At 56.4% G+C, this 26,829-nt stretch carries 29 protein-coding genes; 18 read left to right on the top strand and 11 right to left on the bottom strand.

The genetic code is table 11. The features are described 5' to 3' along the window. The first annotated feature begins 14 nt into the window (after window positions 1–14). On the top strand, window positions 15–1,241 hold the full coding sequence (locus ACR0LF_RS00440) for a cytochrome b/b6 domain-containing protein (RefSeq protein ID WP_480573344.1): 1,227 nt from the start codon (window positions 15–17) through the stop codon (window positions 1,239–1,241). Between the two features lie 72 nt (window positions 1,242–1,313). Here the strand turns inward: ACR0LF_RS00440 and ACR0LF_RS00435 are convergent, their stop codons facing one another. Together ACR0LF_RS00435 and ACR0LF_RS00430 are read right to left on the bottom strand one after the other, a co-directional pair. Continuing rightward, the gene (locus ACR0LF_RS00435; protein ID WP_480573341.1) at window positions 1,314–1,886 is read right to left on the bottom strand and encodes a YceI family protein; all 573 of its coding nucleotides are present in this window, start codon (window positions 1,884–1,886) and stop codon (window positions 1,314–1,316) included. A gap of 125 nt (window positions 1,887–2,011) precedes the next feature. After that, window positions 2,012–2,530, bottom strand: coding sequence for a hypothetical protein (locus ACR0LF_RS00430; protein WP_480573338.1), 519 nt, complete (start codon window positions 2,528–2,530; stop codon window positions 2,012–2,014). Between the two features lie 284 nt (window positions 2,531–2,814). On the opposite strand from ACR0LF_RS00430, the gene rpsF reads away from it, so the two are divergent. From rpsF to ACR0LF_RS00400, 6 genes are all read left to right on the top strand, one after another. Then, complete coding sequence (rpsF, locus tag ACR0LF_RS00425; protein ID WP_152458335.1) at window positions 2,815–3,168, top strand: 30S ribosomal protein S6; 354 nt, start codon at window positions 2,815–2,817, stop codon at window positions 3,166–3,168. Between the two features lie 28 nt (window positions 3,169–3,196). Then, window positions 3,197–3,424: a 30S ribosomal protein S18 gene (gene rpsR, locus ACR0LF_RS00420; RefSeq protein WP_005608650.1), complete on the top strand. Its 228-nt coding sequence runs from the start codon at window positions 3,197–3,199 to the stop codon at window positions 3,422–3,424. 12 nt (window positions 3,425–3,436) lie between these two features. Further along, window positions 3,437–4,057: a 50S ribosomal protein L9 gene (rplI, locus tag ACR0LF_RS00415; RefSeq protein WP_480573335.1), complete on the top strand. Its 621-nt coding sequence runs from the start codon at window positions 3,437–3,439 to the stop codon at window positions 4,055–4,057. Between the two features lie 164 nt (window positions 4,058–4,221). Beyond that, the gene (locus ACR0LF_RS00410) at window positions 4,222–4,707 is read left to right on the top strand and encodes a transglycosylase SLT domain-containing protein (protein ID WP_480573332.1); all 486 of its coding nucleotides are present in this window, start codon (window positions 4,222–4,224) and stop codon (window positions 4,705–4,707) included. Between the two features lie 236 nt (window positions 4,708–4,943). Beyond that, the gene (locus tag ACR0LF_RS00405; RefSeq protein ID WP_480573329.1) at window positions 4,944–5,645 is read left to right on the top strand and encodes an autoinducer binding domain-containing protein; all 702 of its coding nucleotides are present in this window, start codon (window positions 4,944–4,946) and stop codon (window positions 5,643–5,645) included. A gap of 107 nt (window positions 5,646–5,752) precedes the next feature. Next, on the top strand, window positions 5,753–6,607 hold the full coding sequence (locus tag ACR0LF_RS00400) for an acyl-homoserine-lactone synthase (RefSeq protein WP_480573326.1): 855 nt from the start codon (window positions 5,753–5,755) through the stop codon (window positions 6,605–6,607). Window positions 6,608–6,708: 101 nt separating this feature from the next. Here the strand turns inward: ACR0LF_RS00400 and tig are convergent, their stop codons facing one another. The 3 genes from tig to ACR0LF_RS00385 form a co-directional block, all read right to left on the bottom strand. Then, window positions 6,709–8,040 carry a trigger factor gene (gene tig / locus ACR0LF_RS00395; protein ID WP_480576111.1) on the bottom strand — a complete coding sequence of 444 codons (1,332 nt, stop codon included), beginning with the start codon at window positions 8,038–8,040 and terminating at the stop codon, window positions 6,709–6,711. Window positions 8,041–8,223: 183 nt separating this feature from the next. Then, entirely contained in the window at window positions 8,224–9,348 is a 1,125-nt protein-coding gene (locus ACR0LF_RS00390) for a porin (RefSeq protein WP_480573323.1), read from the bottom strand. 308 nt (window positions 9,349–9,656) lie between these two features. Then, window positions 9,657–11,297, bottom strand: coding sequence for an NAD(P)H-hydrate dehydratase (locus ACR0LF_RS00385; protein ID WP_480573320.1), 1,641 nt, complete (start codon window positions 11,295–11,297; stop codon window positions 9,657–9,659). Window positions 11,298–11,468: 171 nt separating this feature from the next. Between ACR0LF_RS00385 and ACR0LF_RS00380 the strand changes: the two genes are divergently transcribed. The 5 genes from ACR0LF_RS00380 to ACR0LF_RS00360 all read left to right on the top strand — a co-directional run bounded on the left by ACR0LF_RS00380 (window position 11,469) and on the right by ACR0LF_RS00360 (window position 15,995). Further along, a complete protein-coding gene (locus tag ACR0LF_RS00380) occupies window positions 11,469–11,807 on the top strand; it encodes a P-II family nitrogen regulator (protein ID WP_170343910.1) in 339 nt (112 codons plus the stop codon). Window positions 11,808–11,848: 41 nt separating this feature from the next. Then, a complete protein-coding gene (gene glnA / locus ACR0LF_RS00375) occupies window positions 11,849–13,255 on the top strand; it encodes a type I glutamate--ammonia ligase (protein WP_480573318.1) in 1,407 nt (468 codons plus the stop codon). A 126-nt stretch (window positions 13,256–13,381) separates the two neighbouring features. Further along, window positions 13,382–14,029, top strand: a complete 648-nt coding sequence (locus ACR0LF_RS00370; RefSeq protein WP_480573315.1) for an MSMEG_1061 family FMN-dependent PPOX-type flavoprotein — start codon at window positions 13,382–13,384, stop codon at window positions 14,027–14,029. A gap of 66 nt (window positions 14,030–14,095) precedes the next feature. Further along, complete coding sequence (locus ACR0LF_RS00365) at window positions 14,096–14,884, top strand: lytic murein transglycosylase (RefSeq protein ID WP_480573312.1); 789 nt, start codon at window positions 14,096–14,098, stop codon at window positions 14,882–14,884. Window positions 14,885–15,083: 199 nt separating this feature from the next. Next, complete coding sequence (locus ACR0LF_RS00360) at window positions 15,084–15,995, top strand: hypothetical protein (protein WP_480855941.1); 912 nt, start codon at window positions 15,084–15,086, stop codon at window positions 15,993–15,995. Window positions 15,996–16,031: 36 nt separating this feature from the next. Here ACR0LF_RS00360 and ACR0LF_RS00355 read toward each other — a convergent pair whose 3' ends face one another. Further along, window positions 16,032–16,775: a heme-dependent oxidative N-demethylase family protein gene (locus ACR0LF_RS00355; protein WP_480573306.1), complete on the bottom strand. Its 744-nt coding sequence runs from the start codon at window positions 16,773–16,775 to the stop codon at window positions 16,032–16,034. Between the two features lie 122 nt (window positions 16,776–16,897). Between ACR0LF_RS00355 and dddP the strand changes: the two genes are divergently transcribed. Continuing rightward, window positions 16,898–18,241: a dimethylsulfonioproprionate lyase DddP gene (dddP, locus tag ACR0LF_RS00350; protein WP_480573303.1), complete on the top strand. Its 1,344-nt coding sequence runs from the start codon at window positions 16,898–16,900 to the stop codon at window positions 18,239–18,241. A gap of 10 nt (window positions 18,242–18,251) precedes the next feature. Here dddP and ACR0LF_RS00345 read toward each other — a convergent pair whose 3' ends face one another. Next, window positions 18,252–18,446, bottom strand: coding sequence for a hypothetical protein (locus ACR0LF_RS00345; protein ID WP_480573300.1), 195 nt, complete (start codon window positions 18,444–18,446; stop codon window positions 18,252–18,254). Between the two features lie 280 nt (window positions 18,447–18,726). Here ACR0LF_RS00345 and ACR0LF_RS00340 point away from each other — a divergent pair, with 280 nt between their 5' ends. Continuing rightward, a complete protein-coding gene (locus ACR0LF_RS00340) occupies window positions 18,727–19,941 on the top strand; it encodes a bifunctional alpha/beta hydrolase/OsmC family protein (RefSeq protein WP_480573297.1) in 1,215 nt (404 codons plus the stop codon). A 32-nt stretch (window positions 19,942–19,973) separates the two neighbouring features. Here ACR0LF_RS00340 and ACR0LF_RS00335 read toward each other — a convergent pair whose 3' ends face one another. From ACR0LF_RS00335 to ACR0LF_RS00325, 3 genes are all read right to left on the bottom strand, one after another. Continuing rightward, window positions 19,974–20,303, bottom strand: a complete 330-nt coding sequence (locus tag ACR0LF_RS00335) for a hypothetical protein (protein ID WP_480573294.1) — start codon at window positions 20,301–20,303, stop codon at window positions 19,974–19,976. Window positions 20,304–20,314: 11 nt separating this feature from the next. Continuing rightward, window positions 20,315–20,875, bottom strand: a complete 561-nt coding sequence (locus tag ACR0LF_RS00330) for a hypothetical protein (protein ID WP_480573292.1) — start codon at window positions 20,873–20,875, stop codon at window positions 20,315–20,317. Between the two features lie 174 nt (window positions 20,876–21,049). Then, window positions 21,050–21,382, bottom strand: coding sequence for a hypothetical protein (locus tag ACR0LF_RS00325; protein WP_480573289.1), 333 nt, complete (start codon window positions 21,380–21,382; stop codon window positions 21,050–21,052). A gap of 88 nt (window positions 21,383–21,470) precedes the next feature. On the opposite strand from ACR0LF_RS00325, the gene purB reads away from it, so the two are divergent. From purB to ACR0LF_RS00305, 4 genes are all read left to right on the top strand, one after another. Then, window positions 21,471–22,775 carry an adenylosuccinate lyase gene (gene purB / locus ACR0LF_RS00320; protein WP_480573287.1) on the top strand — a complete coding sequence of 435 codons (1,305 nt, stop codon included), beginning with the start codon at window positions 21,471–21,473 and terminating at the stop codon, window positions 22,773–22,775. 376 nt (window positions 22,776–23,151) lie between these two features. Further along, window positions 23,152–23,694 (top strand): tetratricopeptide repeat protein, encoded by a 543-nt coding sequence (locus ACR0LF_RS00315; RefSeq protein WP_480573284.1) that lies wholly within the window; start codon window positions 23,152–23,154, stop codon window positions 23,692–23,694. Window positions 23,695–23,763: 69 nt separating this feature from the next. Further along, a complete protein-coding gene (locus ACR0LF_RS00310) occupies window positions 23,764–24,864 on the top strand; it encodes a flagellar motor switch protein FliG (RefSeq protein WP_480573281.1) in 1,101 nt (366 codons plus the stop codon). A 133-nt stretch (window positions 24,865–24,997) separates the two neighbouring features. Next, on the top strand, window positions 24,998–25,921 hold the full coding sequence (locus tag ACR0LF_RS00305) for a lysophospholipid acyltransferase family protein (RefSeq protein WP_480573278.1): 924 nt from the start codon (window positions 24,998–25,000) through the stop codon (window positions 25,919–25,921). On the opposite strand, the gene ACR0LF_RS00300 is transcribed toward ACR0LF_RS00305, so the two are convergent. Then, window positions 25,922–26,623 carry a DUF1223 domain-containing protein gene (locus ACR0LF_RS00300; RefSeq protein ID WP_480573275.1) on the bottom strand — a complete coding sequence of 234 codons (702 nt, stop codon included), beginning with the start codon at window positions 26,621–26,623 and terminating at the stop codon, window positions 25,922–25,924. Window positions 26,624–26,829: the final 206 nt, after the last annotated feature.

Below are 26,829 nucleotides of genomic sequence, written 5' to 3'. Positions count from 1 at the left end.
GGAGCGCGAAACACATGTCCCTTGCCAATACCTCCCACAGCTATGGGGGAGTTACCAAAACCTTTCACTGGCTGACGGCCCTGCTCATCTTTACAGCCGTGCCATTGGGCTGGATCGCCAACAACATCGCATGGGCGATAAAAGACCCTGCGATCCAAACGACGCCAGAGGACCTGGAACGCGCGGCACAACTGTTTTCGCTGCATAAAACCATCGGTGTTACGGTGTTTATCGTGGCCCTCGCCCGCATCCTGTGGGCGCTGAGCCAACCCAAACCGGGTCTGTTGAACGCCGACAACAAACCCGAAGCTTTTGCCGCCGAAACTGTCCACTGGCTGCTGTACGGATCGCTTGTTCTCGTTCCCCTGACAGGCTGGGTCCATCATGCCGCGACCGAAGGGTTTGCGCCAATCCTCTGGCCTTTCGGCCAAAACCTGCCATTCATCCCAAAGTCAGTGGGATTGGCCGAGGTCACTGCAGGGCTGCACAAGGTTTTAATTCTGGTGCTGCTGGTTGCCATAGCGCTTCATATTGTCGGCGCGCTTAAGCACCATGTGATCGACAAAGACAGCACCCTGCGGCGTATGCTGCCGGGGCGCATCGATCTGCCGGAACCGCCGCAGCAATGGCACTCGCCGGCTCCCGCAGTTGCTGCCGTTGTCATCTGGTGCGGAGCACTTGCCGTCGGCTGGTTCAACGGTGCCTATTCCGGCCATTCGACCGAAGGGCACGCGTCGGCCGAACTGGAACAGGTGCAATCGGACTGGCAGGTTCAGGATGGAACGCTGGGCATCACCATCACCCAGCTGGGCAGCCCGGTCAGCGGCGCGTTCTCCGACTGGACCGCCGCCATCACTTTCGAGGACCCAGCCGCCCCTGGGCCGGCAGGATCCGTGGATGTTACGGTCGCCATCGGATCGCTGAGCTTGGGGACGGTAACCGATCAGGCAATAGGGCCCGATTTCTTTGACAGCACTCAGTTTCCGACCGCACAATTCACCGCTGATCTGTTCAAAACCGATCTGGCTTATGAGGCGCGCGGCTCATTGACCATCCGGGACAAAACCATGGATGTCGTCCTGCCCTTTGAACTGGACCTACAGGACGGCGTTGCCAAAATGGAAGGTGAACTGGAACTGAACCGTCTGGACTTCGACATCGGACTTTCACAACCGGGCGAAGATTCTCTGGCCTTTGCCGTGAAAGTAACGGTCGAACTTACGGCAACCCAGGCAGAGTGAGTTGAGCACAAAAACAACACCGCCGGGGCCTTTCGGTCCCGGCGGTGTGTTTTCGTTGCAGGTCTTGAAGGCTTATTCAGCTTTCTGAGCTTCGACCGAAATAGAAACCTCTACTTCATCCCCCACAAACGGAGCGAACTGGCCCAGATCGAAGTCGCTGCGCACCAGGGTCGTGGTAGCATTGAAACCGGCCCAGGGCTTATTTGCCATCGGATGGTTGTCAACTTTGTTCAGCTTGGCGTCCAGAACAACGGATTTGGTCACGCCGTTCATGGTCAGATCGCCGGTGATATTCGCAGTGTCTTCGCCGGTCACTTCGATGCCTGTCGAAGTGAACGTGATCAGGTCGCCTTCAGCGGCACCAAAGAAATCCTCAGTCATGAAGTGATCTTCACGAGGCTTCCAGCCTGTCAGCATCTCCATGACCGGCATCGAAACGCTTACGCTCGAGGCAGCCGGGTCTTCCTGATCAAACATGATCTCGCCTTCAAAACCCGAGAACATGCCGGTTGTGGTCGAAAATCCCAGGTGGTTGTAGCTGAAGACAACCTGGCTGTGGCTGGGGTCCAACACATATTTCTCGGCGCTGGCGAAGGCCGTGGTCGCCGATACGGCTAATGCAGCAGCAAGAAAGGTGGATTTCATAACAATCTCCGCGTTTTTGTGAATGCAAACCATAAGGGTTGCTCACAAACAAAATGTGCCGCCCGTTGGCGGCACACAACCTTTTTCGAGTCACAATTTCTGTTCCTTTTTGAACAGAAGAGAATTCAGCCGAAAATTGTAACGCTTTTGCTCAGTTGCCCCTTCAACGCTCGGCTGACATCCGCCGATTCCAGGGGCAGTTTCATCAGCAGGCTGCCATCCACGTCAAACAGGTGAACTTCGTTCTCTTCAAATCGCGCCCCGCCCAACGAGTCGTAGCTGCGGCGCAAAACGGTCTGCGGACGCCCATCTTCGTTTTTCTGCAGCACCCGCACTTCGCGGCGGATGGGATCAAAGTATGCGTCCGGGCGCGGGTCCAGAACTTCGATCGTCAGCAGGCTGACCCCGACGATCAGAAACAGCATGGACGCAACCATCTTGATCGGCCAGACGTCTGCGCCCACGACCGATCCTGGCATCAGCCACATGGAAAACGCCGAAAAGATCAGGAAGGCCCCGACCATCCGCGCCAGGATCAAACGGGCTTTCCAGTTCGGGGCAAAGGTGATCATCACCGGCACCGAATGCTCAAAGCGCGAACCTGCCGCCTCTTCCCGGTATGTGTTTGTGTTTGTCGCGGTCATAACATGTCACCCTTTATCAGGTTACTGCCGAAATTCAGTTGAGTCCGGATAGTGCCCGGTATGCAAAACAACTTTGAGCCGAAAAGCGTCAGCAATTGGGCGGCCCAAAGGAAATTGGGCGGCGTCTCAAAGGCATATGTGGCGGGGCTTGCCCCTGCGGTTCAAACGTGTATATGGGGCCATCCTTCGCAATTAGATGAATCGCGCAGCCTCTCGTGGCAGGGCCGCGAAGGACGAAAACGGCCCCGCCTATGAAATGCGCCTTGATAGAAACAGGAGTGCACATGCCACTGTATGAGCATGTAATGATCGCGCGTCAGGACCTGTCCAACGCGCAGGCAGAAAGCCTCGTCGAACATTTCGGCACCGTTCTGGCTGACAACGGCGGTAAGCTGGTTGACAGCGAGTACTGGGGCGTCAAGACGATGGCCTACAAGATCAACAAGAACCGCAAAGGCCACTACGCCTTCCTGAAGACCGATGCCCCCTCGGGTGCGGTTCAGGAAATGGAACGCCTGATGCGCCTGCATGACGACGTCATGCGCGTTCTGACCATCAAGGTCGACGGCCACGAAGACGGCCCGTCGGTTCAGATGCAGAAACGCGACGAACGTGGCGACCGCCGCGAGCGCCGTTGATCAACGCCTGAGAAAAGGACACTAAACCATGGCCGCAAAACCATTTTTCCGCCGTCGTAAGGTCTGCCCGTTCTCGGGTGAGAACGCGCCGAAAATCGACTACAAGGACACCCGTCTGCTGCAGCGCTACATCTCTGAGCGCGGCAAGATTGTTCCTTCGCGCATCACCGCCGTTTCGGCGAAAAAGCAGCGTGAACTGGCCCGTGCTATCAAGCGCGCCCGCTTCCTCGCTCTGCTGCCCTACGCCGTGAAGTAAGGAGAGACTCACATGCAAGTTATCCTGCTGGAACGCGTTGCGAAACTGGGTCAGATGGGCGACGTCGTTGACGTCAAGCCCGGCTACGCCCGCAACTTCCTGCTGCCCCAAGGCAAAGCGCTGAGCGCATCGGACGCCAACATCGCGTCGTTCGAAGCCCAGAAAGCACAGCTTGAAGCACGCAACCTGGAAACCAAGAAAGAAGCTGAAGCACTGGCTGAAAAGCTGGACGGTCAGCAGTTCATCGTGATTCGCTCGGCATCGGATGCCGGCGCGCTCTACGGCTCGGTCACGCCGCGTGACGCCGCGGACGCTGCAACCGAAGCAGGCTTCACCGTCGACAAAAAACAGATCGTTCTGGTCGCTCCGATCAAGGAACTGGGTTTGCACGCGGTTGCAGTCAAACTGCACCCCGAGGTTGAAGTCGAGATCCAGATGAACGTTGCACGCTCGGAAGAAGAAGCCGAGTTGCAGGCATCGGGCAAGTCGATCCAGGAACTGGCCGCTGAAGAAGAAGCTGCTGCTGAATTCGAGATCGCCGAACTGTTCGACGATATCGGCTCGGCCGCGTCGGAAGACGAGGAACTGGCCCCGGAAGCAGCTCCTGCTGAGGAAGACGAAGCCAAGGCCTGATCGGGCTGCGCTTTGAATATTACAAAGGCCGTGCGTTTGCGCGGCCTTTTTCATTTTCTTTAGTAATCCAAAGCCAAACCAGCAAATTTCAGCCCAATTCCATCCCTGATCTTGCAGCCGAACACTTAGGCCATATCATCGCACGCGAAGCCCGGAGATTAATTATGCCCCTGTTCCCCCGTCGCAATCTCATGGCACTCTTGCTGACAGCCCCGCTGGTTGCTTGCGGTGCAGGAGTGGTCTCCAAAGCGGATACGACACAATTTAACCCGCCGCTCTATCCGAACGAAACGCCTGAATTGCGCGCTTCGATCAACAAATGGGCGGATCACTACGAACTCCCGCGCGAACTTGTTCACAAGCTGGCCATTCGCGAAAGCACGCACCGACCTTGGGCTGTTAACCGTCCCTACTATGGCCTGCTGCAGATTCTTCCGGCTACTGCACGTTCGATGGGGTATACCGGGAATGCCGAAGGTTTGCTGGACGCGGAAACCAACCTGGAATTTGCGGGAAAATACCTGCGCGGTGCCTGGCTTTTGTCCGATGGCGATCAGAAACGGGCAATTTTTCTTTACGCCAAAGGTTTTTACCCCGAAGCGAAAGCACGTGGAATGCTGGTGGAAACGGGCCTAAAACCCGCAAATTGACAGTCATTAGCGTCAGAAATCGGCTGAAAATTAGCACTTTTGGCTGAATAGTGACAAAAATGTTCTATTGAATGTCTCAATATTCGGAATTGCACAGACAATTAGTGCCTCACCTTGTCATGTTTACAAAAGTATGTTGTTCTGGCTCGGTGAGGTAAACGGGTTCCACTCTGTGAAATACGCATGCTCGACGACACCATCGGGCGGCAAGATGGGCCACAGCTGGTAGGCACCATATGGAAATTGTCGATCTGAGCACTCTGCCGGATTCAGAAGTTCGCTATACCGAATTTCTAAGGCAAATCTGCGAGAAGCATGAGATGGACCATGCCGCTTACGCTGGCATGAACCCTGCTGCTGGTACCGTCGCCGGTTTTGTGACCTACGACGACTCTTGGACTGAGCATTATCAGAACCAAGGTCTGATCATGATTGATCCGACAATCCACATGGCACGCCGCAGCATTGCGCCGGTGGATTGGAGCCGTCTTGAGCGCAGCCCGGAATTTCAACGCGTCTTCCGCGATGCCCATGATTTCGGGTTGCCAAACCAGGGCGTAACAATCCCTGTACGCGGTCCCTATGGTGATATCGGCCTGCTGAGCGCGACCCGAAATTGCAGCAAGGAAGAATGGCGCAAGCTGTATACGAATGTTATCAGCGACTTGCAGTCCATGGCGGTTCATATCCATGACAACGTCGTTTCGTCCGATCAGTTGACCAACGCGCTCTATCACCCAACGCTGTCCGCCCGTGAAACGGAAATCCTGCAATGGGTGGCTGCGGGTAAATCGCAACAGGATATTGGCGATATTCTGTCCATTTCGCACCGAACCGTAGAAGTTCACTTGCGTTCCAGCCGGGAAAAGCTTAGTGCGCTTACCACCCCTCAGGCCGTGGGCCGGGCGATAGCAATCGGGCTTATTACCCCGAGTTAAACAAAAAAATAGCTAAATTTCGCCAAAATACGGGAAACCCCCAATAGAAAAATCCCCCGAGACCGGTAACGTCAGATTTACCGAACAACCACTCGAAGGGGGAAGAAATGATCATCGTGGTAGATGGCCTGAACAGACATATGTTCAGCGAAGTTCTTGACGAAATGTTCGAGTTGAGAGCACGTGTTTTTGGCGAGCGTCTCGGATGGGATGTAAATATCCAGGACGGAAAGGAAATCGACGAGTTCGATCATCTGGACCCGGCATATGTAATCGGACTCGACGATGAGGGGAATGTCGTCGCAGCCGTGCGTGCCCTCCAGACCACTGGACCTCACATGTTGTCGGACGTCTTCTCGGCAATCCTTTGTGGCGAAGCACCGCTCCGCAGCGCGACGATGTGGGAATCGACACGCTTCTGCGTCGACACGCAGCGCCTCACTCGCGGCAAAGAAAAGAACTCGGTCTCCTACGCGACTTGCGAGTTGATGATCGGCTCTTTGGAATATGCGAAAAACTCGGGCATCCAGGACATCATCACCGTGATTGATCCGGTTATGGATCGGGTTCTGAAACGATCGAACTGCGCCCCGTATGACTATGTCGGAAAGACAGTTCCCATGGGCAAAGTTCATGCGCTGGCCGCTCTGCTGGACTGCACCGAAGAACGCATCGCCGGTCTGCGAGAGTTTGCAGACATTCACAACGATGTCTTTATCGACGAAGAAGAGGCACTGGCCCTGTTTGCCGCCAAAAAAGCAGCAGCCCAGAGCCCGGCGAACCAGGATCACAAACCACTTACCGATCTTGAGAAATACTTTGTGGAGCAGATGAGCGCTGCGACAACAGAAGCTGAACGGCAGGATGTCCTCAAGCTGATCGAAGCGCTTACGGATACGTTCACGCCAGAGCAAAGAACCGCTCTGTTAGAAACCCCCCGTGCTTTTGCTCATGAGGCCTGACCCCCTCACCTCATAGGTACAAAAGCCACCCATGCGGAGCCGTCTGATTTCAGACGGCTCCGTTTTTTTGTCCCTCAGTGTGAAAGAGGGAAGGAAGAGGATTATTCCTCTTCCAGTGCCTCAACGGCTTTCTGCAGGTCGTCCTTGCTGACTTCCTTGTCTGCAACCTGTGCCAGCTCGAACACGTAGTCGACAACCTTGTCTTCAAAGATCGGCGCGCGCAGTTGCTGCTGCATCTGAGCGTTCTGCTGTACGAACTCGAAGAACTGGCGTTCCTGACCTGGGTATTGACGTGCCTGGTTCATGATCGCCTGAGTCATTTCCGCGTCGGTCACTTCAACTTCGGCTTTCTGACCCAGTTCAGCCAACAGCAGGCCCAGACGCACGCGGCGCTCAGCCAGTTTGTTGTGTTCGTCAGTCGGCTCGATCTCGGCGTGGTCGTGGCCTTCAACCTCAGGGTTCTCCTCGTGCCACAGCTGGTGCGCAATCTGCTTAGCTTCGGCTTCAACCAGCGACGGCGGAAGGTCGAACGATACCTTCTCGTCCAGCGCGTCCAGCAGGGCACGCTTCATGACAGCGCGCGCAGCACCGGCGTATTCTGCTTCCAGACGCTCGGAAATCTGACCCTTCAGGGCTTCCAGATCTTCAGCACCGAACTTCTGGGCCAGTTCGTCGTTCACTTCCGCTGCAACCGGCTCTTTCACTTCTTTGATGGTGCAGGTGAAAACAGCGTCTTTGCCGTCCAGATGCTCGGCCCCGTATTCTTCGGGGAACGTAACGTTGACGTCTTTTTCTTCTTCGGCTTTCACGCCAACCAGTTGTTCTTCAAAGCCGGGGATGAAGCTGTTCGACCCCAGAACCAGCGGGTAGTCTTCAGCCGATCCACCTTCGAATTCTTCACCGTCAACCTTGCCGACGAAGTCAAACACGATCTGGTCGCCGTCTTTGGCTTTCGAACCCTTGCGGCGCGCTTTGAAGTCCTGAGCGGTTTCGGCCAGGTTGTTCAGCGCCTCTTCAACGGCTGCGTCATCGGCTTTGACAACCAGCTTCTCCAGTTCGACCGATTTCAGGTCGACTTCCGGGATTGCGGGCAGCGCTTCGTAGGACATTGCGACTTCGACGTCGTCGCCTTCTTTCCAGTCCTCGTTGGTCATCTTGACCTCGGGCTGCAGCGCAGGGCGGTCACCGCTGTCTTCGAAGTGCTTGTTCATCGCACCGTCGATGGTTTCCTGCATGGCTTCACCCAGCAGGCGCTGGCCGAACTGCTTTTTCAGCAGTGCCATCGGCACCTTGCCTTTCCGGAAACCTTTCATTTCGATTTCCGGCTGCGCTTCGGTCAGCTTTTCATTGACCTTGTCGTCCAGCTCGGCTGCGGACACAACGATGTTGTAACCGCGTTTCAGACCTTCGTTCAGCGTCTCGGTAACCTGCATTATGGTAGTCCCCATAGGATTCGGGGCGCGCAAAACGGGCGCGCCGGGCAAATTTGACGCCTTCTATTTGCCCAGCCGCCTACGTGCAAGGGGCAAAGGCTGAATCCACCCGTATTTGATCATCTGAACCGCAAAAAACGCCCCGGAAACCGGGACGTTTTGCATCAGATCGGTTTTGGGAAATTAGAACTTCCAGCGCGCGCCCAGAACCCAGGCCTCGTTGTTATCAAAGGACGTCCCGTCTTCGAAATCATGGTTGCGATACTTCAGGTAAACATCAGTGTTGATCGCCTCGACTTTCTGCACCACGGCAATACCCCACGCTGTGGTGTCCGAGCCGTTGCTGTTGAAATCCGAGCCATCGTAGTAGTCGATGCCGACACCCGTCTTACCCCACGAAACCCAGTTGCCCTCGTACGAAATCTTGCCGTACCAGTAGTTTGGATCCGTAGCACCCGCCTGATCGTCGCTGCGCGTACCACCGGCGACCGTAAAGCCCAGGCCGCTTGGCAGCAGAACCGACGCCGAACCGATTGTGTCTTTGCGATCGCCGGAATTGTTATCCCGCTCGCGTACCGAATAGGCAACGGCCGCCGCAAACTCCACGTTACCTGCAAAGGTATTTTCGTAGAAAACACCAACATCGTAGTAATCGTCATCGTCACTGCTGGACAGGATATTCTTGCCATAGGCAAAGCCTGCCGAGAACCCATTGAATGTAGGCGTATCATACCGCACGCGCCCACGGCGCGCGCCATCAAAGTTGCTGGAGCTATCGCCAACGGTGATACCACTCAGCACCCCATTCGTACCGCGGTAAAAGAAGCCCGAGTTTTCGTCATTGGTAAACGAGTACAGCGCAGTCCCGACGTAAGACAGATCGGTTTCCGCGGCACCATCGGCCACCATGCTGCCCTGACCCGCCGAGAACTTACCGTAGTTACCCTTCAGGGCAAAATCCAAGTGGCGGATATCTTCGCGGGTCCAGCCGCTAAAGTTGGTACCGTTCTGGTTCCACTCGGTTGAGTTCGGCAGTCCAAGCGCAGATTCAAACCGGAAGGTGAACTCGTTCTGCCCGAAAGGCTGCAACAGACGCAGACCAACACGGCTGTTGGACAGATCGTTGTCGAGGACACGGGTCTCAGTATCCTGACCGTCATCGACTGAGATCAACGCCGGGTTCAGCTGCCCGTAAAGCAACACATAGCCACCGGTGTTGTTTTCATATTTCAGTTCCGCAGCAGCCGGAATCGCGGTTGTCGCAGTCAAAACAGCGGCAATTGATATGTTTTTAAAACTAGAGGTCATTTCACTCACCATGAAAGGTTCGGGTTTGAAGCACTACTCAATTGTTTACTACATACGAGCATTCCAGTAACTCGCAGCCTGTCCCGCGCAAGCATTGCAAATTCGCAACATGTATCCCGATGATTTTCAAAATTTAGCAATATATTCCAAATATTTACGCTCATCATCGCAAATCCGCCAAAGGGTGCGCAAATGAATTGTCGCCTCCAGCTATGCGTCTGGCAAACATCCGATCTGCGTTGTTGTCGGGCTTGACGGCGAAATTTCGCCGACCTGGCAAGAATTGAGCCAGTACCCGCCGAACAAACTCAAATATTCAACTTTTTTAAAACGTCCGGCAGTTGCTCCGGCAGGTCTTCTGCGATTAATCCCGGCCCGAAATGTCGTGCACATTCCACATGTAGCCACGCCGCCAGCTCTGCGGCTTGCATTGTCTGGAACCCACGCGCCAGCAAACCTGTGACAAAGCCCGCAAGCACATCGCCCGAACCAGCCGTCGCCAGCCAGGGCGCAGACCATTCGTAGTTGGCCGAATTTATCGAGCATTTCCCATCCGGCGCTGCAATCACAGTGTCCGGGCCTTTGAACAACACCACGCACCCGGCCCGCTTCGCCGCTTCTCGAGCGGCATCCACTTTGGAATAAGCGGGCCCTGTTGCGGGCACGGCCTTCAGCTTTTCCGCGATATCCGGGAATAGCCGGGCGAACTCGCCCTCATGTGGCGTCAGCACACATTTTTCATGCAGTTGCTCAAACAAAACCGCAGGGTTCTCGGAAAATGCCGATAATGCATCTGCATCCAATACCGTCGCGCGGTCAGCATTCAACGCAACCGGCACCAGTTCTATCGCACGTTCCCACCCAAGCCCCGGTCCAAGGCACAGCGCAGTCAACCGCGGGTCCTGCAAAGCATCAGACAGGTCAGCATCACCTCCAACCTGCCGCATCATGATCGCGGTAATCTGGCATGCCACCTCGCTCAAAGCGGCAGAAGGAACTCCAAGCGTCACCAGCCCTGCGCCGATCCGAAGCGCCCCACGCGCAGCAAGCCGCGCCGCGCCCGTCTTGCCGCTACCACCGGTCAATACAAAGGCGTGACCGTGCGAAAACTTGTGCCCTTTCCCGTCTTTACCAAGGCTTGGACCAGAATGCACATCAGCAGCAGTCACAATTTCCGCATCGCCCAGGCGATGTTCCAGCCCAATATCTTTGACAACAAGGCGGCCGCAAAACTCGGGCGCGTCTCCCAATACGTGCCCGAGTTTTCTTGAATGAAAGGAAACCGTAAGATCCGAACGTGCGCATCGGCGGCCATGTTCGGGAAACTCGCCCCCCAAAACTCGACCCGAGTCAGAACACAAGCCAGATGGGATATCTATCGCGACCGTATGCGGTGGGATAACGTCCGTCCCTGCGCCCTGCCTTCGCATGTCCCATGAGTCCCGGGCATCATCATGATCCCAAAGAAGCTCCCAAAGCGTGGGATTTTCGATAGGTCGCGTCAAACCCGTCCCAAACAATGCGTCAATGGCCAAATGCGGGCGCTCGAAATCAAATTCAGCGACCTGCTGAATATCAACTGTCCGGCCCTGCCAGCGCTCGAAGTTCATCTTTGCATCAGGCGGCAGTCTTTCCGGGTCTCCATACAGTATTACCTGCACCTCCCAACCCCGCTCACGCAAAAGCCGCGCCACAACAAACCCGTCACCCCCATTGTTCCCAGGCCCGCACAGCACCACCGCGCGCAAGGGATCCCTTTCATCTGGCCGCAAATATCCCGGGGAGCGCGAGGGGCTGGCCCCTCGCCTGTCCAGCGCTGGCCATTCCTCGAAAATCGCCTCGACGACACCCTGCCCGGCCCGCTCCATCAACTCCAGCCCGGTAACTTCGCCGGACTCGATTGCCGCCTGTTCAAGGACCCGCATCTGCGCCGCAGTCAGCAATTCCATCCTCTCACCTCTCGCCCGATTCAATTCTGATTACTTTTTGTGCAAATCGCCCAAAATTTAGCACACAGCTGTTTTTCGTAGCACCCCAGCCCGTCCTGTATCGCAATCACATTGCCGCACGATCTTAGACGTGATCACTGCCCCTGAGACAACCATTCAAGGTGAGCCGGGATGAAAAAGATCGAAGCGATCATCAAGCCGTTCAAACTGGACGAAGTGAAAGAGGCACTGCAGGACGTAGGCGTACAGGGCCTCAGCGTCATCGAGGTCAAGGGCTTCGGTCGCCAGAAAGGTCATACCGAACTGTATCGCGGCGCCGAGTATGTCGTCGACTTCCTGCCGAAAGTTAAGGTTGAGGTCGTACTGGACGACGATCAGGTCGATGCGGCCATCGAAGCCATCGTTTCCGCCGCCAAGACCGACAAGATCGGCGACGGCAAGATCTTCGTCTCGCCCGTCGACCAAGCTATTCGCATCCGGACCGGCGAGACCGGCTCGGACGCTCTCTAACTCACAATAATACTGACACATCTATCAAAAGGACCAAGAGAATGAGCGCAGAAGCAGTTCTCAAGACACTCCGCGATGAAGACGTCGCGTATGTTGATATCCGTTTCACCGACGTGCGTGGCAAGTTGCAGCACGTAACGGTGGACGTCGATCTGGTTGACGAAGACTTTCTGGAAGAAGGCTTCATGTTTGACGGCTCTTCCATCGCGGGTTGGAAATCGATCGAAAACTCGGACATGAAACTGATCGCCGACACGACCTCGGCCTATATTGATCCGTTCTATGCCGAGAAAACACTGTGTCTGCACTGCTCGATCGTTGAGCCTGACACCGGCGAAGCCTATGGTCGCGACCCGCGCGGTACCGCGCAGAAGGCCGAAGCATACCTGAAGTCCAGCGGCATCGGTGACGTGGCTTACATGGGTCCCGAGGCGGAGTTCTTCCTGTTCGACGACGTCCGTTTTTCGAACAGCATCAACAAAGTATCCTTCGAAGTTGATGCAACCGACGCGTCGTGGAACACTGACACCGAATACGAAATGGGCAACATGGGCCATCGTCCGGGCGTCAAGGGCGGTTACTTCCCGGTCAACCCGATCGACGAAGCACAAGACCTGCGTTCGGAAATGCTGTCGACCATGAAACGCCTGGGCATGAAGGTAGACAAGCACCACCACGAGGTTGCCTCTTGCCAGCACGAGCTGGGCCTGATCTTTGACAGCCTGACCAAGCAAGCCGACGAGCTGCAGAAGTACAAGTACGTCATCCACAACGTCGCACACGCTTACGGCAAGTCGGCCACCTTCATGCCGAAGCCCATCGCAGGTGACAACGGCACCGGCATGCACGTGAACATGTCGATCTGGAAAGACGGCAAACCGCTGTTCGCCGGCGACAAATACGCCGATCTGTCGGACGAAGCACTGTACTTCATCGGTGGTATCCTGAAGCACGCAAAGACCCTGAACGCCTTCACCAACCCGGCGACCAACAGCTACAAACGCCTGATCCCTGGCTTTGAAGCCCCCGTTCTGCGCGCGTTCTCGGCCCGTAACCGTTCGGGTTGCGTCCGTATTCCGTGGACCGAAAGCCCGAAAGCCAAACGCGTCGAGGCCCGCTTCCCCGATCCGGCCGCAAACCCCTACCTGGCGTTTGCCGCTCTGCTGATGGCTGGTCTGGACGGCATCAAGAACAAGATCGATCCGGGCGAAGCCATGGACAAGAACCTGTACGATCTGCCAGCCGAAGAACTGGCCGACATCCCGACCGTCTGCGGCTCGCTGCGCGAAGCTCTGGAAGCTCTGGCCTCGGATCACGACTTCCTGCTGCAGGGCGACGTGTTCACAAAAGACCAGATCGACGGCTACATCGCACTGAAGATGGAAGAGGTCGAAACCTACGAGCACACGCCGCACCCGGTCGAATACGGCATGTACTACAGCTGCTAAGCTACACGCGGAATCGAATTGCAAGGGCGTCCATTCGGGCGCCCTTGTCATTTCTACCCACAAGATTTGACGCGCCGCCATCGATCCAACAGACTTGAGAGAACACTCCCAGCCGGAGACAACTCGATGCCTCTAAACACGTCACTTTTTTCAAAATACTCAAAATTCGTAACATCCGACCAGGAACTGCAGCAGATTTCTGGTCACCCCCTGCCCCAGATCATTGCCAAAGAGCTCTCTGAACTGGACCAGATGTGCAGCGACTTCATCGCGACCTCACCCTTTTGCCTGATCGCGTCAGCCAACCCGGACGGGCATCTGGACATCTCACCCCGCGGCGATCCCCCCGGCTTTGTACAAGTGCTTTCCGACACATTGATCGCCATCCCGGACCGACCTGGCAACAAACGCGTCGACACGTTCCACAATGTCCTCAAAGACCCGCGCGTCAGCGTAATCTTTTTTGTCCCCGGCAAGATGGAAACGCTGCGCATTCGTGGCGAAGCCCGCATCTGTGCCGACCCAAAGCTACTGGATTCCATGGCCGTTGACGGACACGCGCCCAAGCTGGCGCTGCTGATCCATGTCACGACCGTCTTTGCCCATTGCCCCAAGTGCGTCATCCGCTCGCACCTGTGGCAGCCCGAAAACTGGCCGGATTCGTCCGGGCTGCCAAACATGAATGCTATGATGGTGAAACACGCCCGTATAAAGGCCACTCCCGAAGAATGGTTCGAAACACTTAAGGAAAAGGGTGAACTGGACCTTTACTAACTGCTTTGCCAGAAGCGGAGCCCGCGCTAGTCTGACCTCAGATTTCAACGCAATCGGATTACGCCCATGTTTCGCCTTGCCGTCATACTTGCCCTGTCTCTGACTACCCCTGTTCTGGCTGCACCCTGCGGGAATACCAGCGCGGGGTTTGAGGCCTGGAAGGCAGATTTTGCCAAACAGGCGCGCAAGGCCGGGGTGAAAAAGAAGGGGCTGCAAGCCCTGTCCCAGACACAATACGCAACACGCACCATTGCTGCGGATCGCAACCAAAAGAGCTTTAAGTATTCACTGGACAAGTTCATGCGGGTCCGAGGGGCCGACACGATCGTCGCGCAGGGGCGCAGACGCAAAGCTGCCAACCCCAATTACTACGCTGCCTTCGAACGGCAATACGGTGTGCCGGCGGGGGTCCTGATCGCCATTCACGGCATGGAAACCGGCTTTGGCAATTTCATGGGCGACAGTCAGGTTGTTTCCGCAATCACAACACTGGCCTATGATTGTCGCCGGTCCGAGTTCTTTATTCCGCACGCAATTGGGGCACTGAAACTGGTCGACATGGGCAGCATTACAATGGCGACAAAAGGGGCAAAACATGGCGAATTGGGCCATACTCAATTCCTGCCGGGCAATGCCCTGACCTACGGCGTCGACGCAACTGGTGACCGGCGGGTGGATTTCTACAACATGACGGATGCTCTTGCCTCGACTGCGAATTTTCTACGCAAGAAAGGGTGGAAACCGGGCCGCGGGTATCAGCCAGGGGAACCGAATTTCAGGGTCTTGCAGCAGTGGAACGCGGCCTCAGTTTATCAGCAATCCATTGCCATAATGGCCGCCCGAATCGACCAATAGCCTCGCCGCGTGTCAAACACGCTTCGCACCAGATTTCGCCACATTCCCGCCACAGTGACAAAGAAAAGCCTTTAGTTTCTTGGTTTCCAAAGCGTAACCAATCGCGTGAAAATTTCACCTTTTTGCATTTTTCGCCAAATTCTCCCCCAGAATGATTGTTAAAGTGTTTGTCGAACAGAACGCAGAAAAGGACGGGGCAGTGGCTCGGAAGCACAGCTACCATGGCGGCCTGCAATTTGATGGCGACACAACCGGCGCGATAGAGCGTTTCGGAACGATCGTTGCCACAACGCTTGAAGACTACGGCCATCTGGTCGAACGCAAGGCCCTGCTCAGCACAACAGAGGCCAGTATCGTCTCGAGCCAGTATCTGGTTCGGATGACGCTGGATACAGGCACCTCCGAGCAGGAGGACCGATACGAGCGTATGGATCGCGCCGCGGGGTTGAAAACAACAACAAAACCCCGCGCGTCGCATCCGCAAAACAGATTGGTTCTGTCGGTCACACCGGTATCGCCGCTTCTGGATGACGCCGAAATTTCCGAACTGATGCTTGTGGTCATTTTATACCGCATGGTCGATATCTGTTCGACCCGGCGCGTCGAATGGCTGTCGCCCCGTACGGTTCTGACGGTCGAACAGTTCATGTGCGCCTTTGACACGCTGACGCCAAGCAGGGCAACACGGGACAGGAAGCAGATTTTTCAGTCTCTGACCGGACAGTTTGCCGGGGTAAAATTGCCCGAGCAGGAAGACGTTGTCAGTGCTCTGCACGCGCCTGCCGCGCGTCCCATTCAGTTGACGGACGAACAACTGCTCAGCATCGCTTTCCGAAGCGAAGACACGGACCTGAACGACCCAAGTGCTGCGGAATCCCCTATTGCAGATGATAGCCAAAAGCCCAGCGACATCCTGCGCCTCAGCAGTTGGTGCATGACGGGTGTATTGGCCAGCGTGTCCGCACCAATCGCGGTCTCCATGGCAGCAGTGAACCTGATCCGGGGCGAGGATTTTCGGCTCAACACTCAGGTTCTTGTGTTCACCTTTGCCATTGTTGCGCTGAACGCCAGCAACGCGTTGGCCGATGTTGCCAACGTTTTGGGCATGTAACCAAATTACTGAAGACCCTCCTAGGAGGCCCCGCCATCAGGCGGGGTTTTCCGTTTTCGGGACCGCGTCCGCAGCCAGAACGTAGGTGTGGATCGAGAACACGACCGCATTTGTCTTCGGCAGCCGCAACAAGGTCTGCCGCTCGCTGCGCAGGTAAGAGGTTGAACGCCGATCCCGAAACTCGCGCCGCTCACTGGCACTGCGAGGTTGAAAAAGCTCTGGATCCTCGTACCAAAGAGTATTGAAACGCCAAAGCGGACGACCGGGTTGAATGCCGTCAAACAACCTCTGCACCCGTTTCGCGATATTGACGTCATAGCTTTCCACCGGCAAATGGATATCGATCAGCGGTCGCATGAATTTTTCGGACAAGCGCCAACTTGCTGGAAAACATAAGATAGCACCTGTCAACACGTGCTCGTCACCCTGTTTTTGCAGGATGCAAAAATCCTCCTGCACCAGTCGGCACAGCGTATCCAAAGGTCGATCCCTGTCGATTGTTACCGATTCACCATCTGGTCGAAGCACCCTCTCTCCGGCCATTGGATGAATCAGCGTCAGCACCAGATCCAACAGCTCTTCGGCCGCTGGTTTTGCCTTTGGATCAAGCACCAGCACTTCATCGCGATGTTCCGCCAACAGCTCTTCGCGACGCAGCATCTGACCGGCAAAGGCTTCATCCTGATGCAGCCAGTTTTCCATCGTCGCAGGTTGAATACCCGGCAAAGCGCGTGGGTTACTGACATCATAAGGAATTTTGTTTTGCAGAATACGTGCCATACCAGCGGCTTAGCACGCTTCGCGCCAATTGTCGGTTGAAAACGACAACCCTGCCGTCGCGTTTTTATCAGACGGCCATATCGGTCAAACTAAAAATAGCCGGACAAGCAAAGAGGCCAGTCATGAACCAGCATTACCGAGACTCTCGCAAGATTGACCCCACCCGTGGCGCAACGTTAGGCGATGGCACACCAAACGAAAATGACCGGATCGAAATCGGGCCAACGCAGCTCGCTTTTGACGAATGGGCTGCCGCCGGGCTGGAACTTCCCAACCTCGCGCGGATGCGGGAACACCGCTGGAAGCGTTTGACTCAGGCGATTGTTGATCGCGGTTATGGCGGCTTGCTGATTTTCGACCCGTTGAACATCCGTTACGCGACGGACAGCACCAATATGCAGCTGTGGAACACCCACAATCCGTTTCGCGCGGTTTTGCTGTGTGCAGACGGGTACATGGTGATCTGGGATTACAAGAACTCGCCCTTCCTCAGCACATTCAACCCGCTGGTGCGCGAACAGCGCTCGGGCGCGGACCTGTTTTATTTCGACCGGGGTGACAAAGTCGACGTTGCAGCGGATGTGTTCTCGAATGAAGTGCGGGTGCTGATCGAAGAACACAGCGGCGGCAACAAACGTCTGGCCGTCGACAAGATCATGCTGCACGGGTTGCGCGCGCTCGAAGCGCAAGGGTTCGAGATTATGGAAGGCGAAGAGCTGACCGAGAAAACCCGCGCCATCAAAGGACCCGACGAGATCCTCGCCATGCGTTGCGCCAGCCATGCATGTGAAACAGCCGTTGCCGAAATGGAGAAATTCGCCCGCGCCAATGTAGGCGACGGTAAAACCTCCGAAGATGATATCTGGGCGGTCCTGCACGCCGAAAACATCAAACGCGGGGGTGAGTGGATCGAAACCCGCCTGCTGGCCTCTGGCCAACGGACCAACCCGTGGTTTCAGGAATGCGGCCCACGGATCACCCAGCAGAATGAGATCATCTCATTCGACACTGACCTGATCGGTTCCTACGGGATTTGCATCGACATTTCGCGCAGCTGGTGGATTGGTGACGAGAAACCGCGCGAAGATATGATCTATGCCATGCAACACGCGCACGAGCACATCATGACCAATATGGAGATGCTCAAGCCCGGCGTGATGATCCCTGAACTGACGGCCAATACTCACGTGCTGGACGACAAGTTCCAGGCGCAAAAATACGGCTGCCTGATGCATGGTGTCGGTCTGTGTGATGAATGGCCGCTTGTGGCCTATCCCGATAAGGCGGTCGAGGGGTCTTATGACTATGCGCTGGAACCCGGAATGGTTCTGTGCGTCGAGGCTTGCGTCGGCGAAGTCGGCGGTGACTTCAGCATCAAGCTTGAAGATCAGGTTCTCATAACCGAAGACGGATATGAAAACCTGACGAAATATCCCTTCGACGCCCGGTTGATGGGACTTGAGTGAGGCCCAGCCCTCACTCAGACCAATATGACCGACGAACGTTGCCGTGCCAGTCCTCAACGGCTGGTCGCACCTGATCTTGCGACCCGTTGAAATTTGCTGGCCAGGACTGCCCGATAGCAAAGCCGATCAACCCGGCCAGAACAATTGCGAGAACGCTGCGTGGCAAAATCTCGGGGCGGTGCGGCGTGGCTTCTGCATGTGTCATTTGCGTCTCCTGTATCAAAGGTTACGAGCTAGTAATTGTGTCTGGATGGATGATAAGTAAAATGAATATTTAATTTGGATTGCATCACATATTTTGATGGCAAGCTTTTTTTTTCGACCAAAACTGCGCGCGATATCGTTGGGCATATTGGGGAACTGGCGCAAAGCGACACAATCGTCAGGTTCTCACCTTCGCGTGACGCATTTTACAAAAGGGTTGTGACCAGGGGCGCTTATACACAGTATTGGGAATGTTTCCCCAACCCATTCAAGGAGCCGACATGCCCACGGAACGCATCACTTTTGCCGGACATGACGGCAGCCAGTTGGCGGCACGACTGGATTTGCCGGACGGCCCTGTTCTGGCAACGGCCCTGTTTGCCCATTGTTTCACCTGCTCCAAGGACATACCCGCGGCCCGACGTATTTCGGCCCGCTTGGCCGCCATGGGGATTGCGGTACTGCGGTTCGACTTTACCGGCCTGGGTCATTCCGAAGGCGAGTTCGCCAACACGACCTTTACGTCAAATGTCGAAGATCTGATTGCAGCCGCGCAATACCTCGCCGGGCGCAACATGGCCCCTGCGCTGTTGATTGGTCACTCGCTTGGTGGCGCAGCGGTTTTGCGGGCGCGGGCAGGTATTCCAACGGTTAAGGCCGTAGTCACTTTGGGCGCACCGGCGGATCCCGGTCACGTGTCCCATCACTTCGAAGATGCCCTGCCCCAGATTGAACAGGACGGCAGCGCCGAGGTTACTTTGGGCGGACGTCCCTTCCGCATTGGCAAGGCCTTTGTGGATGACATCGCTCAATCTGCCCTGTCGACCTCGATTGCGGATCTCAAGGCGGCTCTGCTTGTCCTTCATGCCCCTCGGGATGAAACCGTCAGCATCGACAACGCGAGCACCATTTTCTTGGCCGCGAAGCACCCCAAAAGCTTTGTAACCCTTGATGATGCCGATCACCTGATCACGCGGGCCTCTGATGCCGAATATGCGGCAGATGTCATTTCGGCGTGGGTGTCACGCTATGTGAAACTGCACCCGCCTGCTCCTCCGCCCGGCGCGCCGGAAGGTGTCGTGCGGGTGACCGAGGCTGATCCGGCCGGGTTCCTGCAGGATATTCAGGCCGGGCCTTACCATCATGCAGTCGCGGACGAGCCAGCCTCTTACGGCGGCACGGACAAGGGCATGTCGCCTTATGGCTTTGTCTCATCCGGTCTGGGTGCCTGCACCTCGATGACGATACGCATGTATGCGCGCCGCAAACGCTGGCCTCTGACAAGCATCAGCGTCGATGTATGCCACGACAAAGTGCATGCGCAGGATGCTGGCCTGGCGAATGAAGGTAAGGTGGATCAGTTCCGGCGCAAAATCCGACTGACCGGCCCACTGGATCAGGCGCAAAAACAGCGCCTGTTAGAGATTGCCGACAAATGCCCGGTTCACCGGACTCTCGAAGGCTCGGCTCATATCACAACCGAACTTCTTCCATAAAAAAGAAGGCCGCCCAACTGGCGGCCTTTTATTTATCTGCGACGCGGTGCCGGTCGATGGATTGGGGGCCGGGCTGCCGGTGGGCGCGCCACCGGGGGACGCGGCCGCGCAGGGGGCTTGGCAACCGGTGGCTTCGGTCGATCGGGGCGCGTCGGCCGGTCAGGACGATCAGGGCGGTCCGGGCGGTCGACATCAATATCCACATCAACGTCGTGATAGTAATCGTTCCACAGCATCGAGTCATAAAACGGGTCATACCCGTATCCGACACCAACCGTGACACCGTCACAGGCCGACAGCGTGAAACTCGCAGCCCCCAGCCCCAATGCAAGGGCCATCCGTTTGATCAGTCTCAAGCTCATCGCGCCCTCCCTCACTGAAGCGACCGGAACGACGCAAAGACGGCGTTCAGATCATCTGCATAATCCGGATTGGCCCCGTCGCGCAGAATGGCAACGGCGATGGCGACACGCTCACGTGGCAAATCAATCAGGGTGGCCGTAAAGCTCACACCCTTGCCGTCCCGACGCCCGGTCCCACGGTAAACCCGGGCTGGCAACCCGCCGATACGGGTGTCGCTGGTGCTGGTGACGGTCGGATCGTTGACCAGAAACTTGTCGATATCCTGCAGATACCGAATTCCGTCCTGAATGTTCGCAACCCCCACCGGTGAGACAAAGCCCATCCAGACGGTATCATCCGTTACAGGACGCAACCCCATGACCCGCGCCACTGCGCGTGGATCCTGCAACTCGGTGTCTTCGATCTCACGCGGGCCACCGGTGCGCAGCAGCCAGAAATCGGGAACGTCAAATCGAAACAGCGCGCGACCATCCTCAGTGTAAGTCACAGGAGTGTCGGCCAGTGTTGACCCCGCCCCGCCCAGCGAGAGGGCGGCGCAAACGGTAAGTATGGAGCCTGATAAAAAGCGCATATCTGAATAACCTGATGATTTCTTTGCTCGCAGATTGAACCGCGAGCGCGCGTCTTGTCCAGTACTGCGTTGCAAAGACCGCAGAATTCCAAGTTCGAGCTTGCCTGGAAGCCAGTCACGACAGGCATCAACTCAAGGCGCTAAAGTCAGCGCTTCAATAGAGGCAATGCAGGACTATTCCGCATAGACCCCGTTGGTCTGACCACCCGCATCATCAACGAAACGGATCGTGTCTCCATTCTGCAAGACGTCGTAGCACGCCCACAGATCAGCGGGTGGCCAGGTCGAACAGTATTGATCTCCCCTCACTGCCCAGCGCCCCGCGCTTGGCCCACCCGAGAAATACTGCGTAATCATGCTGGCCTCGAAAGTTTGCCAGACCCCACCGCCATATTCCAATTTCTTCCCGGTCAGAGCTGTCCGTATCTCTTCACCGGACAGTTTCTGGAACCCGTCTGCGGCCAAAACGCCCGGCCAAAGGGCTAAAATCAGGGCAAACCGTCTCATACCCGCTCTCACACCTTGTTCCCTGCTGCACACGGGGCTAAACCCCGCGCCAACGCCTCATCCCAATCACATAAAGGTGCTGCCGCCAATGATTCCCCGTTATTCCCGCCCTGACATGGTCGCCATCTGGTCGCCCGAGACCAAGTTCCGCATCTGGTACGAGATTGAGGCCCACGCGTGCGACGCCATGGCCGATCTGGGCGTGATCCCGCGCGAAAACGCCGAGGCCGTGTGGAAGGCCAAGGACGTGGAGTTTGACGTCGCCCGCATCGATGAAATCGAGGCCGTCACCAAACACGACGTCATCGCCTTCCTGACCCATCTGGCTGAACATGTCGGCAGCGAAGAGGCACGTTTCGTGCACCAAGGCATGACCAGCTCAGACGTGCTGGACACCTGCCTGAATGTTCAACTGACCCGCGCTGCCGACCTGCTGATTGCTGACCTCGAAGGTCTGCTGGCCGCCCTGAAACGTCGCGCAATCGAACACAAGAACACCATCCGCATCGGCCGCAGCCACGGCATCCACGCCGAACCGACCACGATGGGCCTGACCTTTGCCCGGTTCTATGCAGAGATGGACCGCAACCTGTCCCGCATGCGCGATGCCCGCGCGGAAATCGCCACCGGAGCGATCAGCGGCGCGGTCGGCACGTTTGCCAACATCGACCCGCGCGTCGAAGAACACGTCTGTGACCAGCTTGGACTGGTGCCCGAACCGATCAGCACACAGGTCATCCCGCGCGACCGCCACGCGGCATTTTTTGCCACGCTGGGCGTCATCGCCAGTAGCATCGAAAACATCGCCATCGAGATCCGCCACATGCAGCGGACCGAGGTGTTGGAAGGGGCCGAGTTCTTCTCGATGGGCCAAAAAGGTTCTTCGGCGATGCCGCACAAGAAGAACCCTGTTCTGACCGAGAACCTGACCGGCCTGGCCCGCATGGTACGCGCCGCCGTGATCCCGGCGATGGAAAACGTCGCGCTTTGGCATGAGCGCGATATCTCGCATTCCTCGGTCGAACGCATGATCGGGCCGGACGCCACGATCACTCTGGACTTTGCGCTCGCCCGTCTGACCGGTGTGATCGACAAGATGCTGATCTTCCCCGATAACATGCTAGAAAATATGAACAAATTCCCCGGTCTGGTGATGAGTCAACGGGTTCTGCTGGCCCTGACCCAAGCCGGTGTCAGCCGCGAAGATGCCTATGCCATGGTGCAGCGCAACGCGCTGAAGGTCTGGGAACATCGTACGGATTTCAAAGAAGAACTGTTGGCGGATGCCGACGTAACCGCCGCACTCAGCCCCGAAGAGATCGAAGAGAAATTCGACCTTGGCTATCACACCAAGCACGTCGATACGATCTTTGCGCGCGTGTTCGGCGAGTAAGACTGTTCTAACCACCCTTTTCACAAGGCCCGGCCCGCACAGCGCAGGTCGGGCCATGTTTTTTTGCCAGACCTCCCAAAATCAGCTATTCTATTGCTGGCTCTTTATGGGAGAGGTTCCATGATCCGCACCATTCTCTGCTCAGTCGCGCTTGTTTGCGTGGCGTCTGCTGGCCTTGCATGCAGCGCGCATTCCAAACAAACGCAATCCTGCGCGCCCGGCTCATTCTGGGATACTGAAACGCAAAGCTGCACAAAATCCGTCAACGGCTGACATGTTTTTTTCCGGCTTGTGAATAAAAGCGACCGTTCCGCTGTTAGCTTTTTTGAAGATCGCACTATGATTTTGAGAACAGCCCCGAGAACGGAGTAGGAAAATGCGCCTTTTGTTAGCTTCTGCCCTTGCTTTGCAGACTTTTGCTTTTGCCCCAGTGGTCCATGCCGCGGGCGGTGGTGGCAGTACAGCACCCAAGCCGACGAATACGACCAAGAAATGCCTGTTTGGTCGGGTCTTTGACGAAGCCAGAGGTCGGTGCGTCAAGCCAAACAAAACCAATCTGAGCGATGAGCAATTGTATGATGCGGTTCGCGAATTGGCCTATGACGGACAATATGGCTACGCTCAGGATATCCTGCGCATCATGGACCAGAACGATGATCGCGTATTGACCTATTGGGGCTTTACTTATCGCAAGGTGGGCGAGCTGGAACTTGCGAACGTCTTTTATCAGAACGCCATCGAGACCAATCCCGACAATCTTCTGGCTCGCAGCTACATGGGTCAGGGTTTTGTGACCGAAGGCAGAACCGACCTGGCAATCGAGCAATGGCGCGAGATCAAGGCCCGCGGCGGCGAAGGCAGCTGGGCCGAGGCGTCACTGCGTGAAGCGATCCGGACGGGGCTGACCTACAACTACTAAGCTTCAGGGTTAATTAACCCGACTCCCTCTATTCTGCCCGTGGTTCGGAAATTTTGGCACAACGGGCAGATGCAGGACACAAACGCACTGATACAAACGGCAAACGGGGTTTCTGCTCCGCTTGCTGCGGGGGATGATGACGCGCCGCGTCTTGTCCCCCGGACTTTGACCAGCCGACAAAAAGCGGCCGTCGTTGTGCGCCTTTTGCTGAACGAAGGCGCCGATCTACCGCTCGAGGAATTGCCCGACGACCTGCAAGAGAAATTGACCCATCAGCTTGGCCAGATGGGCCTTGTTGATCGTGTTACCCTTGGCGCAGTGGCACGGGAATTCAGCGATGCTTTGGACAATGTCGGATTGGCCTTTCCTCATGGGCTTGCCGGGGCCTTGGATGCCGTGAACGGAAAAATCGCACCAACCACAGCGGCGCGCTTGCGCAAGGTGGCCGGGGTGCGCCAGATCGGTGACCCCTGGCAAAGGCTTCGGGACATTCCAGTCGAGGATCTTGCCAAAATGGCACAGGCGGAAAGCACCGAAGTGGCGGCGGTAATGCTGTCCAAGATGGATACAGCACAGGCCGCGCAGATGCTGGGCCACATGCCCGGCCCTGTGGCGCGACGGATCACATTTGCGGTTTCGAAAACGGCTAACGTGACCCCTGAGGCGGTTGAACGTATCGGCTGGTCTCTGGCCGCTCAGCTGGATCAGCGACCGGCGCAGGCATTCAACGACGGACCCGGGCCGAGGGTCGGCGCAATCCTGAACCAATCCGCAGCCGCGACGCGCGACGACTTGCTGAATGCGCTGGATGAGGATGACGCAGACTTCGCTGACCTCGTGCGCCAATCGATCTTTACCTTCGCCCACATCGCAAGTCGTATCACCGCGCGGGACATTCCCGCCATCCTGCGCGAGGTGGACCAACCCGTTTTGGTTACTGCGCTGGCCGGGGCCGCTGCGGATGACGACAGGGCGTCTGTCGAATTTATGTTGTCGAACATTTCATCCCGCATGGCAGACAACCTGCGCGAAGAAATGTCTGAGCGGGGGCGTGTCAAACAAGCTGAGGCCGAAGACGCCATGACCCAGATCGTTGGCGCCATTCGCGCTCTGGTCGACGCCGGATCAATTGTTCTGATCGAAAAAGACGACGAAGAGGATATGACATAAATCATAAGGCAAGCCTGCCCGGCCCGGTCACCCGATGCGGGTCACAGATTCCTGTTCGTCTGGGCGCTTGAGCTTACAGGCATCGGGCTGTATGTCTGGCTCAGCAATTCGCAACACGCGGTGAGACACCTCCATGCCCGTCGAAAAGTCGGAGCTCAGCCGGTTTGAGCTTGGAAAATACTATGTCGCCAATCTGTTCCTGCAGGGGGTTATCGGCGCAATGCGCCTTGTCCCGTATGAGCGGCGCATCGCGACCATGGGCGCGATCATGCGAACTTTGGCCCCTGTCGTCGGATTTCGCACACGTATACGGCGGAACCTGAAACTGACCTGCCCTGACTTGTCCGACGCCGAGGTCAAAAAAATCTGCCGCGACGTGCCTGACAATGCCGGCCGGGCCATCATGGAACATTTTTCGCCCGAAGGGTTCACCAAACGTCAGAGCACAGCAAAGATATCCGGCCCGGGCATTGCCGCCTTTGACAAAGCGGTCGCCGAAGGGCGCCCTGTCATGATGATCACGGCGCATTTCGGACATTACCTCGCGGCGCGGGTCGCCCTGCAAGAGCATAGTGGCCAACCGATTGGCTGCCTTTTTCGCCGCATGGCCAACCCCTATTTCAACGACGCATATGTCGAAGCCTTCTACAAAACCGGCGCACCGATGTTCGAGCAAGGGCGGCGCGGGATGGTCGAGATGGTACGTTCGCTCAAAAAGGGCGGGATCATTGCCATCGTATCTGATCTTCATGCGCTAGGTGGCGAGAAACTCATGTTTTTCGGCCAGCCTGCTTCCACGTCCGTTCTGAACGCGGAACTGGCTATAAAGTACAATGCCGTGCTCATTCCTTGTTATGCAGTGCGGCAGCCCAATGGTATCGATTTCGAGATCATCCTGCACGATCCGGTACCGCATACAGATCCTAAAACCATGACCCAGTTCACCAATGATGATTTGGAAAAGATTGTCCGGCAGCACATGGGGCAATGGTTCTGGATTCATCGCCGCTGGAAGAACTTGACCATGTTGGGCGTGCACCCCGAAGAAACACCTTAGTTACTTCACCCGGGTCGCTGCAACAATCGGCCCGTGACCTGCTCTCTGCACCAGCACAACGGCAGGCAGATCAGAGTTGAGCTGAGCTGAAAATGTTTGTGGGGTACTTCCATCCCACTGCCCGGCAATCTGCCAATTTTCAACGACATTGGCATAGTCCAGTTCGTGCCCCGCCAGTTCTCCACGACGGATTGATGCGTGGCGCATGGGTGAGTACTGAACGATACGCACATCGTAGGTTTCATCTTCCGGCATCGCCACAGGCGCCACATCCACGGTGACTTTGTTGGCGGTTCGGTTTGCTGTTACCGATGCTTCGGGGCTGGCCTTCAAATGTGCATTGATCACGCGGTCCAACTCGCGGGATTGCGCTCCAACAATGTCATGTTGTCCATTGATCACCATTTGCGGTGTGTAGATCATCGACCGCCCGCCTTCCCTTGCATAGGCCCGCTGCCGCAGAGTGTGATCCGGGTCGGCATATTCGTCTTTCCAACCGATGTAGTCCCAATAATCCACGTGCAATGCCAACCCGATGACGTCGTCTCGCTTGGCCAGGTCAAGCATAATCTGATCCGCCGGCGGGCAAGACGAACATCCCTGCGAAGTAAACAGCTCGACCACTACCGGGTCTTCCTCAGCCGCAACATGCGCGGCGAACAGGCAGGAAATCAGGGTGGTCACAGCAATGGTTCTGAACATGAGACTTCTCGGCTTTGGCGAATGTCTTCAGGAATACCTGCTTTGAAGTTCAACGACCAATCAAGGTTTCTTGAGACCGGAGTACATATTTCCCGCTAAAATGTGTACAATGGTATACATTTTACGTCTCAAGCCTCGTTACACCTTGAACCCAAGGCGCTGGTGATGCAGATAACAGTCAGCAAATCCCATAATCCAAGTCATTT

This window comes from Ruegeria sp. E8 (assembly GCF_056533985.1).
Note: the sequence above shows the minus strand (reverse complement) of the source record. Positions and strands in the feature narration are given on the sequence as shown.

What these genes read in the sequence shown, in the direction of transcription:
- ACR0LF_RS00325 (WP_480573289.1), bottom strand. Translation starts at nt 21,382, where the DNA reads ATGAGACGGTTTGCCCTGATTTTAGCCCTTTGGCCGGGCGTTTTGGCC.
- ACR0LF_RS00405 (WP_480573329.1), top strand. Translation starts at nt 4,944, where the DNA reads ATGGAAATTGTCGATCTGAGCACTCTGCCGGATTCAGAAGTTCGCTAT.
- glnA (WP_480573318.1), top strand. Translation starts at nt 11,849, where the DNA reads ATGAGCGCAGAAGCAGTTCTCAAGACACTCCGCGATGAAGACGTCGCG.
- purB (WP_480573287.1), top strand. Translation starts at nt 21,471, where the DNA reads ATGATTCCCCGTTATTCCCGCCCTGACATGGTCGCCATCTGGTCGCCC.
- ACR0LF_RS00310 (WP_480573281.1), top strand. Translation starts at nt 23,764, where the DNA reads ATGCAGGACACAAACGCACTGATACAAACGGCAAACGGGGTTTCTGCT.
- ACR0LF_RS00390 (WP_480573323.1), bottom strand. Translation starts at nt 9,348, where the DNA reads ATGACCTCTAGTTTTAAAAACATATCAATTGCCGCTGTTTTGACTGCG.
- ACR0LF_RS00305 (WP_480573278.1), top strand. Translation starts at nt 24,998, where the DNA reads ATGCCCGTCGAAAAGTCGGAGCTCAGCCGGTTTGAGCTTGGAAAATAC.
- tig (WP_480576111.1), bottom strand. Translation starts at nt 8,040, where the DNA reads ATGCAGGTTACCGAGACGCTGAACGAAGGTCTGAAACGCGGTTACAAC.
- ACR0LF_RS00440 (WP_480573344.1), top strand. Translation starts at nt 15, where the DNA reads ATGTCCCTTGCCAATACCTCCCACAGCTATGGGGGAGTTACCAAAACC.
- ACR0LF_RS00430 (WP_480573338.1), bottom strand. Translation starts at nt 2,530, where the DNA reads ATGACCGCGACAAACACAAACACATACCGGGAAGAGGCGGCAGGTTCG.
- rpsF (WP_152458335.1), top strand. Translation starts at nt 2,815, where the DNA reads ATGCCACTGTATGAGCATGTAATGATCGCGCGTCAGGACCTGTCCAAC.
- rplI (WP_480573335.1), top strand. Translation starts at nt 3,437, where the DNA reads ATGCAAGTTATCCTGCTGGAACGCGTTGCGAAACTGGGTCAGATGGGC.
- ACR0LF_RS00335 (WP_480573294.1), bottom strand. Translation starts at nt 20,303, where the DNA reads ATGAGCTTGAGACTGATCAAACGGATGGCCCTTGCATTGGGGCTGGGG.
- ACR0LF_RS00330 (WP_480573292.1), bottom strand. Translation starts at nt 20,875, where the DNA reads ATGCGCTTTTTATCAGGCTCCATACTTACCGTTTGCGCCGCCCTCTCG.
- ACR0LF_RS00435 (WP_480573341.1), bottom strand. Translation starts at nt 1,886, where the DNA reads ATGAAATCCACCTTTCTTGCTGCTGCATTAGCCGTATCGGCGACCACG.
- dddP (WP_480573303.1), top strand. Translation starts at nt 16,898, where the DNA reads ATGAACCAGCATTACCGAGACTCTCGCAAGATTGACCCCACCCGTGGC.
- ACR0LF_RS00385 (WP_480573320.1), bottom strand. Translation starts at nt 11,297, where the DNA reads ATGGAATTGCTGACTGCGGCGCAGATGCGGGTCCTTGAACAGGCGGCA.
- ACR0LF_RS00370 (WP_480573315.1), top strand. Translation starts at nt 13,382, where the DNA reads ATGCCTCTAAACACGTCACTTTTTTCAAAATACTCAAAATTCGTAACA.
- ACR0LF_RS00300 (WP_480573275.1), bottom strand. Translation starts at nt 26,623, where the DNA reads ATGTTCAGAACCATTGCTGTGACCACCCTGATTTCCTGCCTGTTCGCC.
- ACR0LF_RS00400 (WP_480573326.1), top strand. Translation starts at nt 5,753, where the DNA reads ATGATCATCGTGGTAGATGGCCTGAACAGACATATGTTCAGCGAAGTT.
- ACR0LF_RS00380 (WP_170343910.1), top strand. Translation starts at nt 11,469, where the DNA reads ATGAAAAAGATCGAAGCGATCATCAAGCCGTTCAAACTGGACGAAGTG.
- ACR0LF_RS00355 (WP_480573306.1), bottom strand. Translation starts at nt 16,775, where the DNA reads ATGGCACGTATTCTGCAAAACAAAATTCCTTATGATGTCAGTAACCCA.
- ACR0LF_RS00340 (WP_480573297.1), top strand. Translation starts at nt 18,727, where the DNA reads ATGCCCACGGAACGCATCACTTTTGCCGGACATGACGGCAGCCAGTTG.
- ACR0LF_RS00315 (WP_480573284.1), top strand. Translation starts at nt 23,152, where the DNA reads ATGCGCCTTTTGTTAGCTTCTGCCCTTGCTTTGCAGACTTTTGCTTTT.
- rpsR (WP_005608650.1), top strand. Translation starts at nt 3,197, where the DNA reads ATGGCCGCAAAACCATTTTTCCGCCGTCGTAAGGTCTGCCCGTTCTCG.
- ACR0LF_RS00410 (WP_480573332.1), top strand. Translation starts at nt 4,222, where the DNA reads ATGCCCCTGTTCCCCCGTCGCAATCTCATGGCACTCTTGCTGACAGCC.
- ACR0LF_RS00345 (WP_480573300.1), bottom strand. Translation starts at nt 18,446, where the DNA reads ATGACACATGCAGAAGCCACGCCGCACCGCCCCGAGATTTTGCCACGC.
- ACR0LF_RS00365 (WP_480573312.1), top strand. Translation starts at nt 14,096, where the DNA reads ATGTTTCGCCTTGCCGTCATACTTGCCCTGTCTCTGACTACCCCTGTT.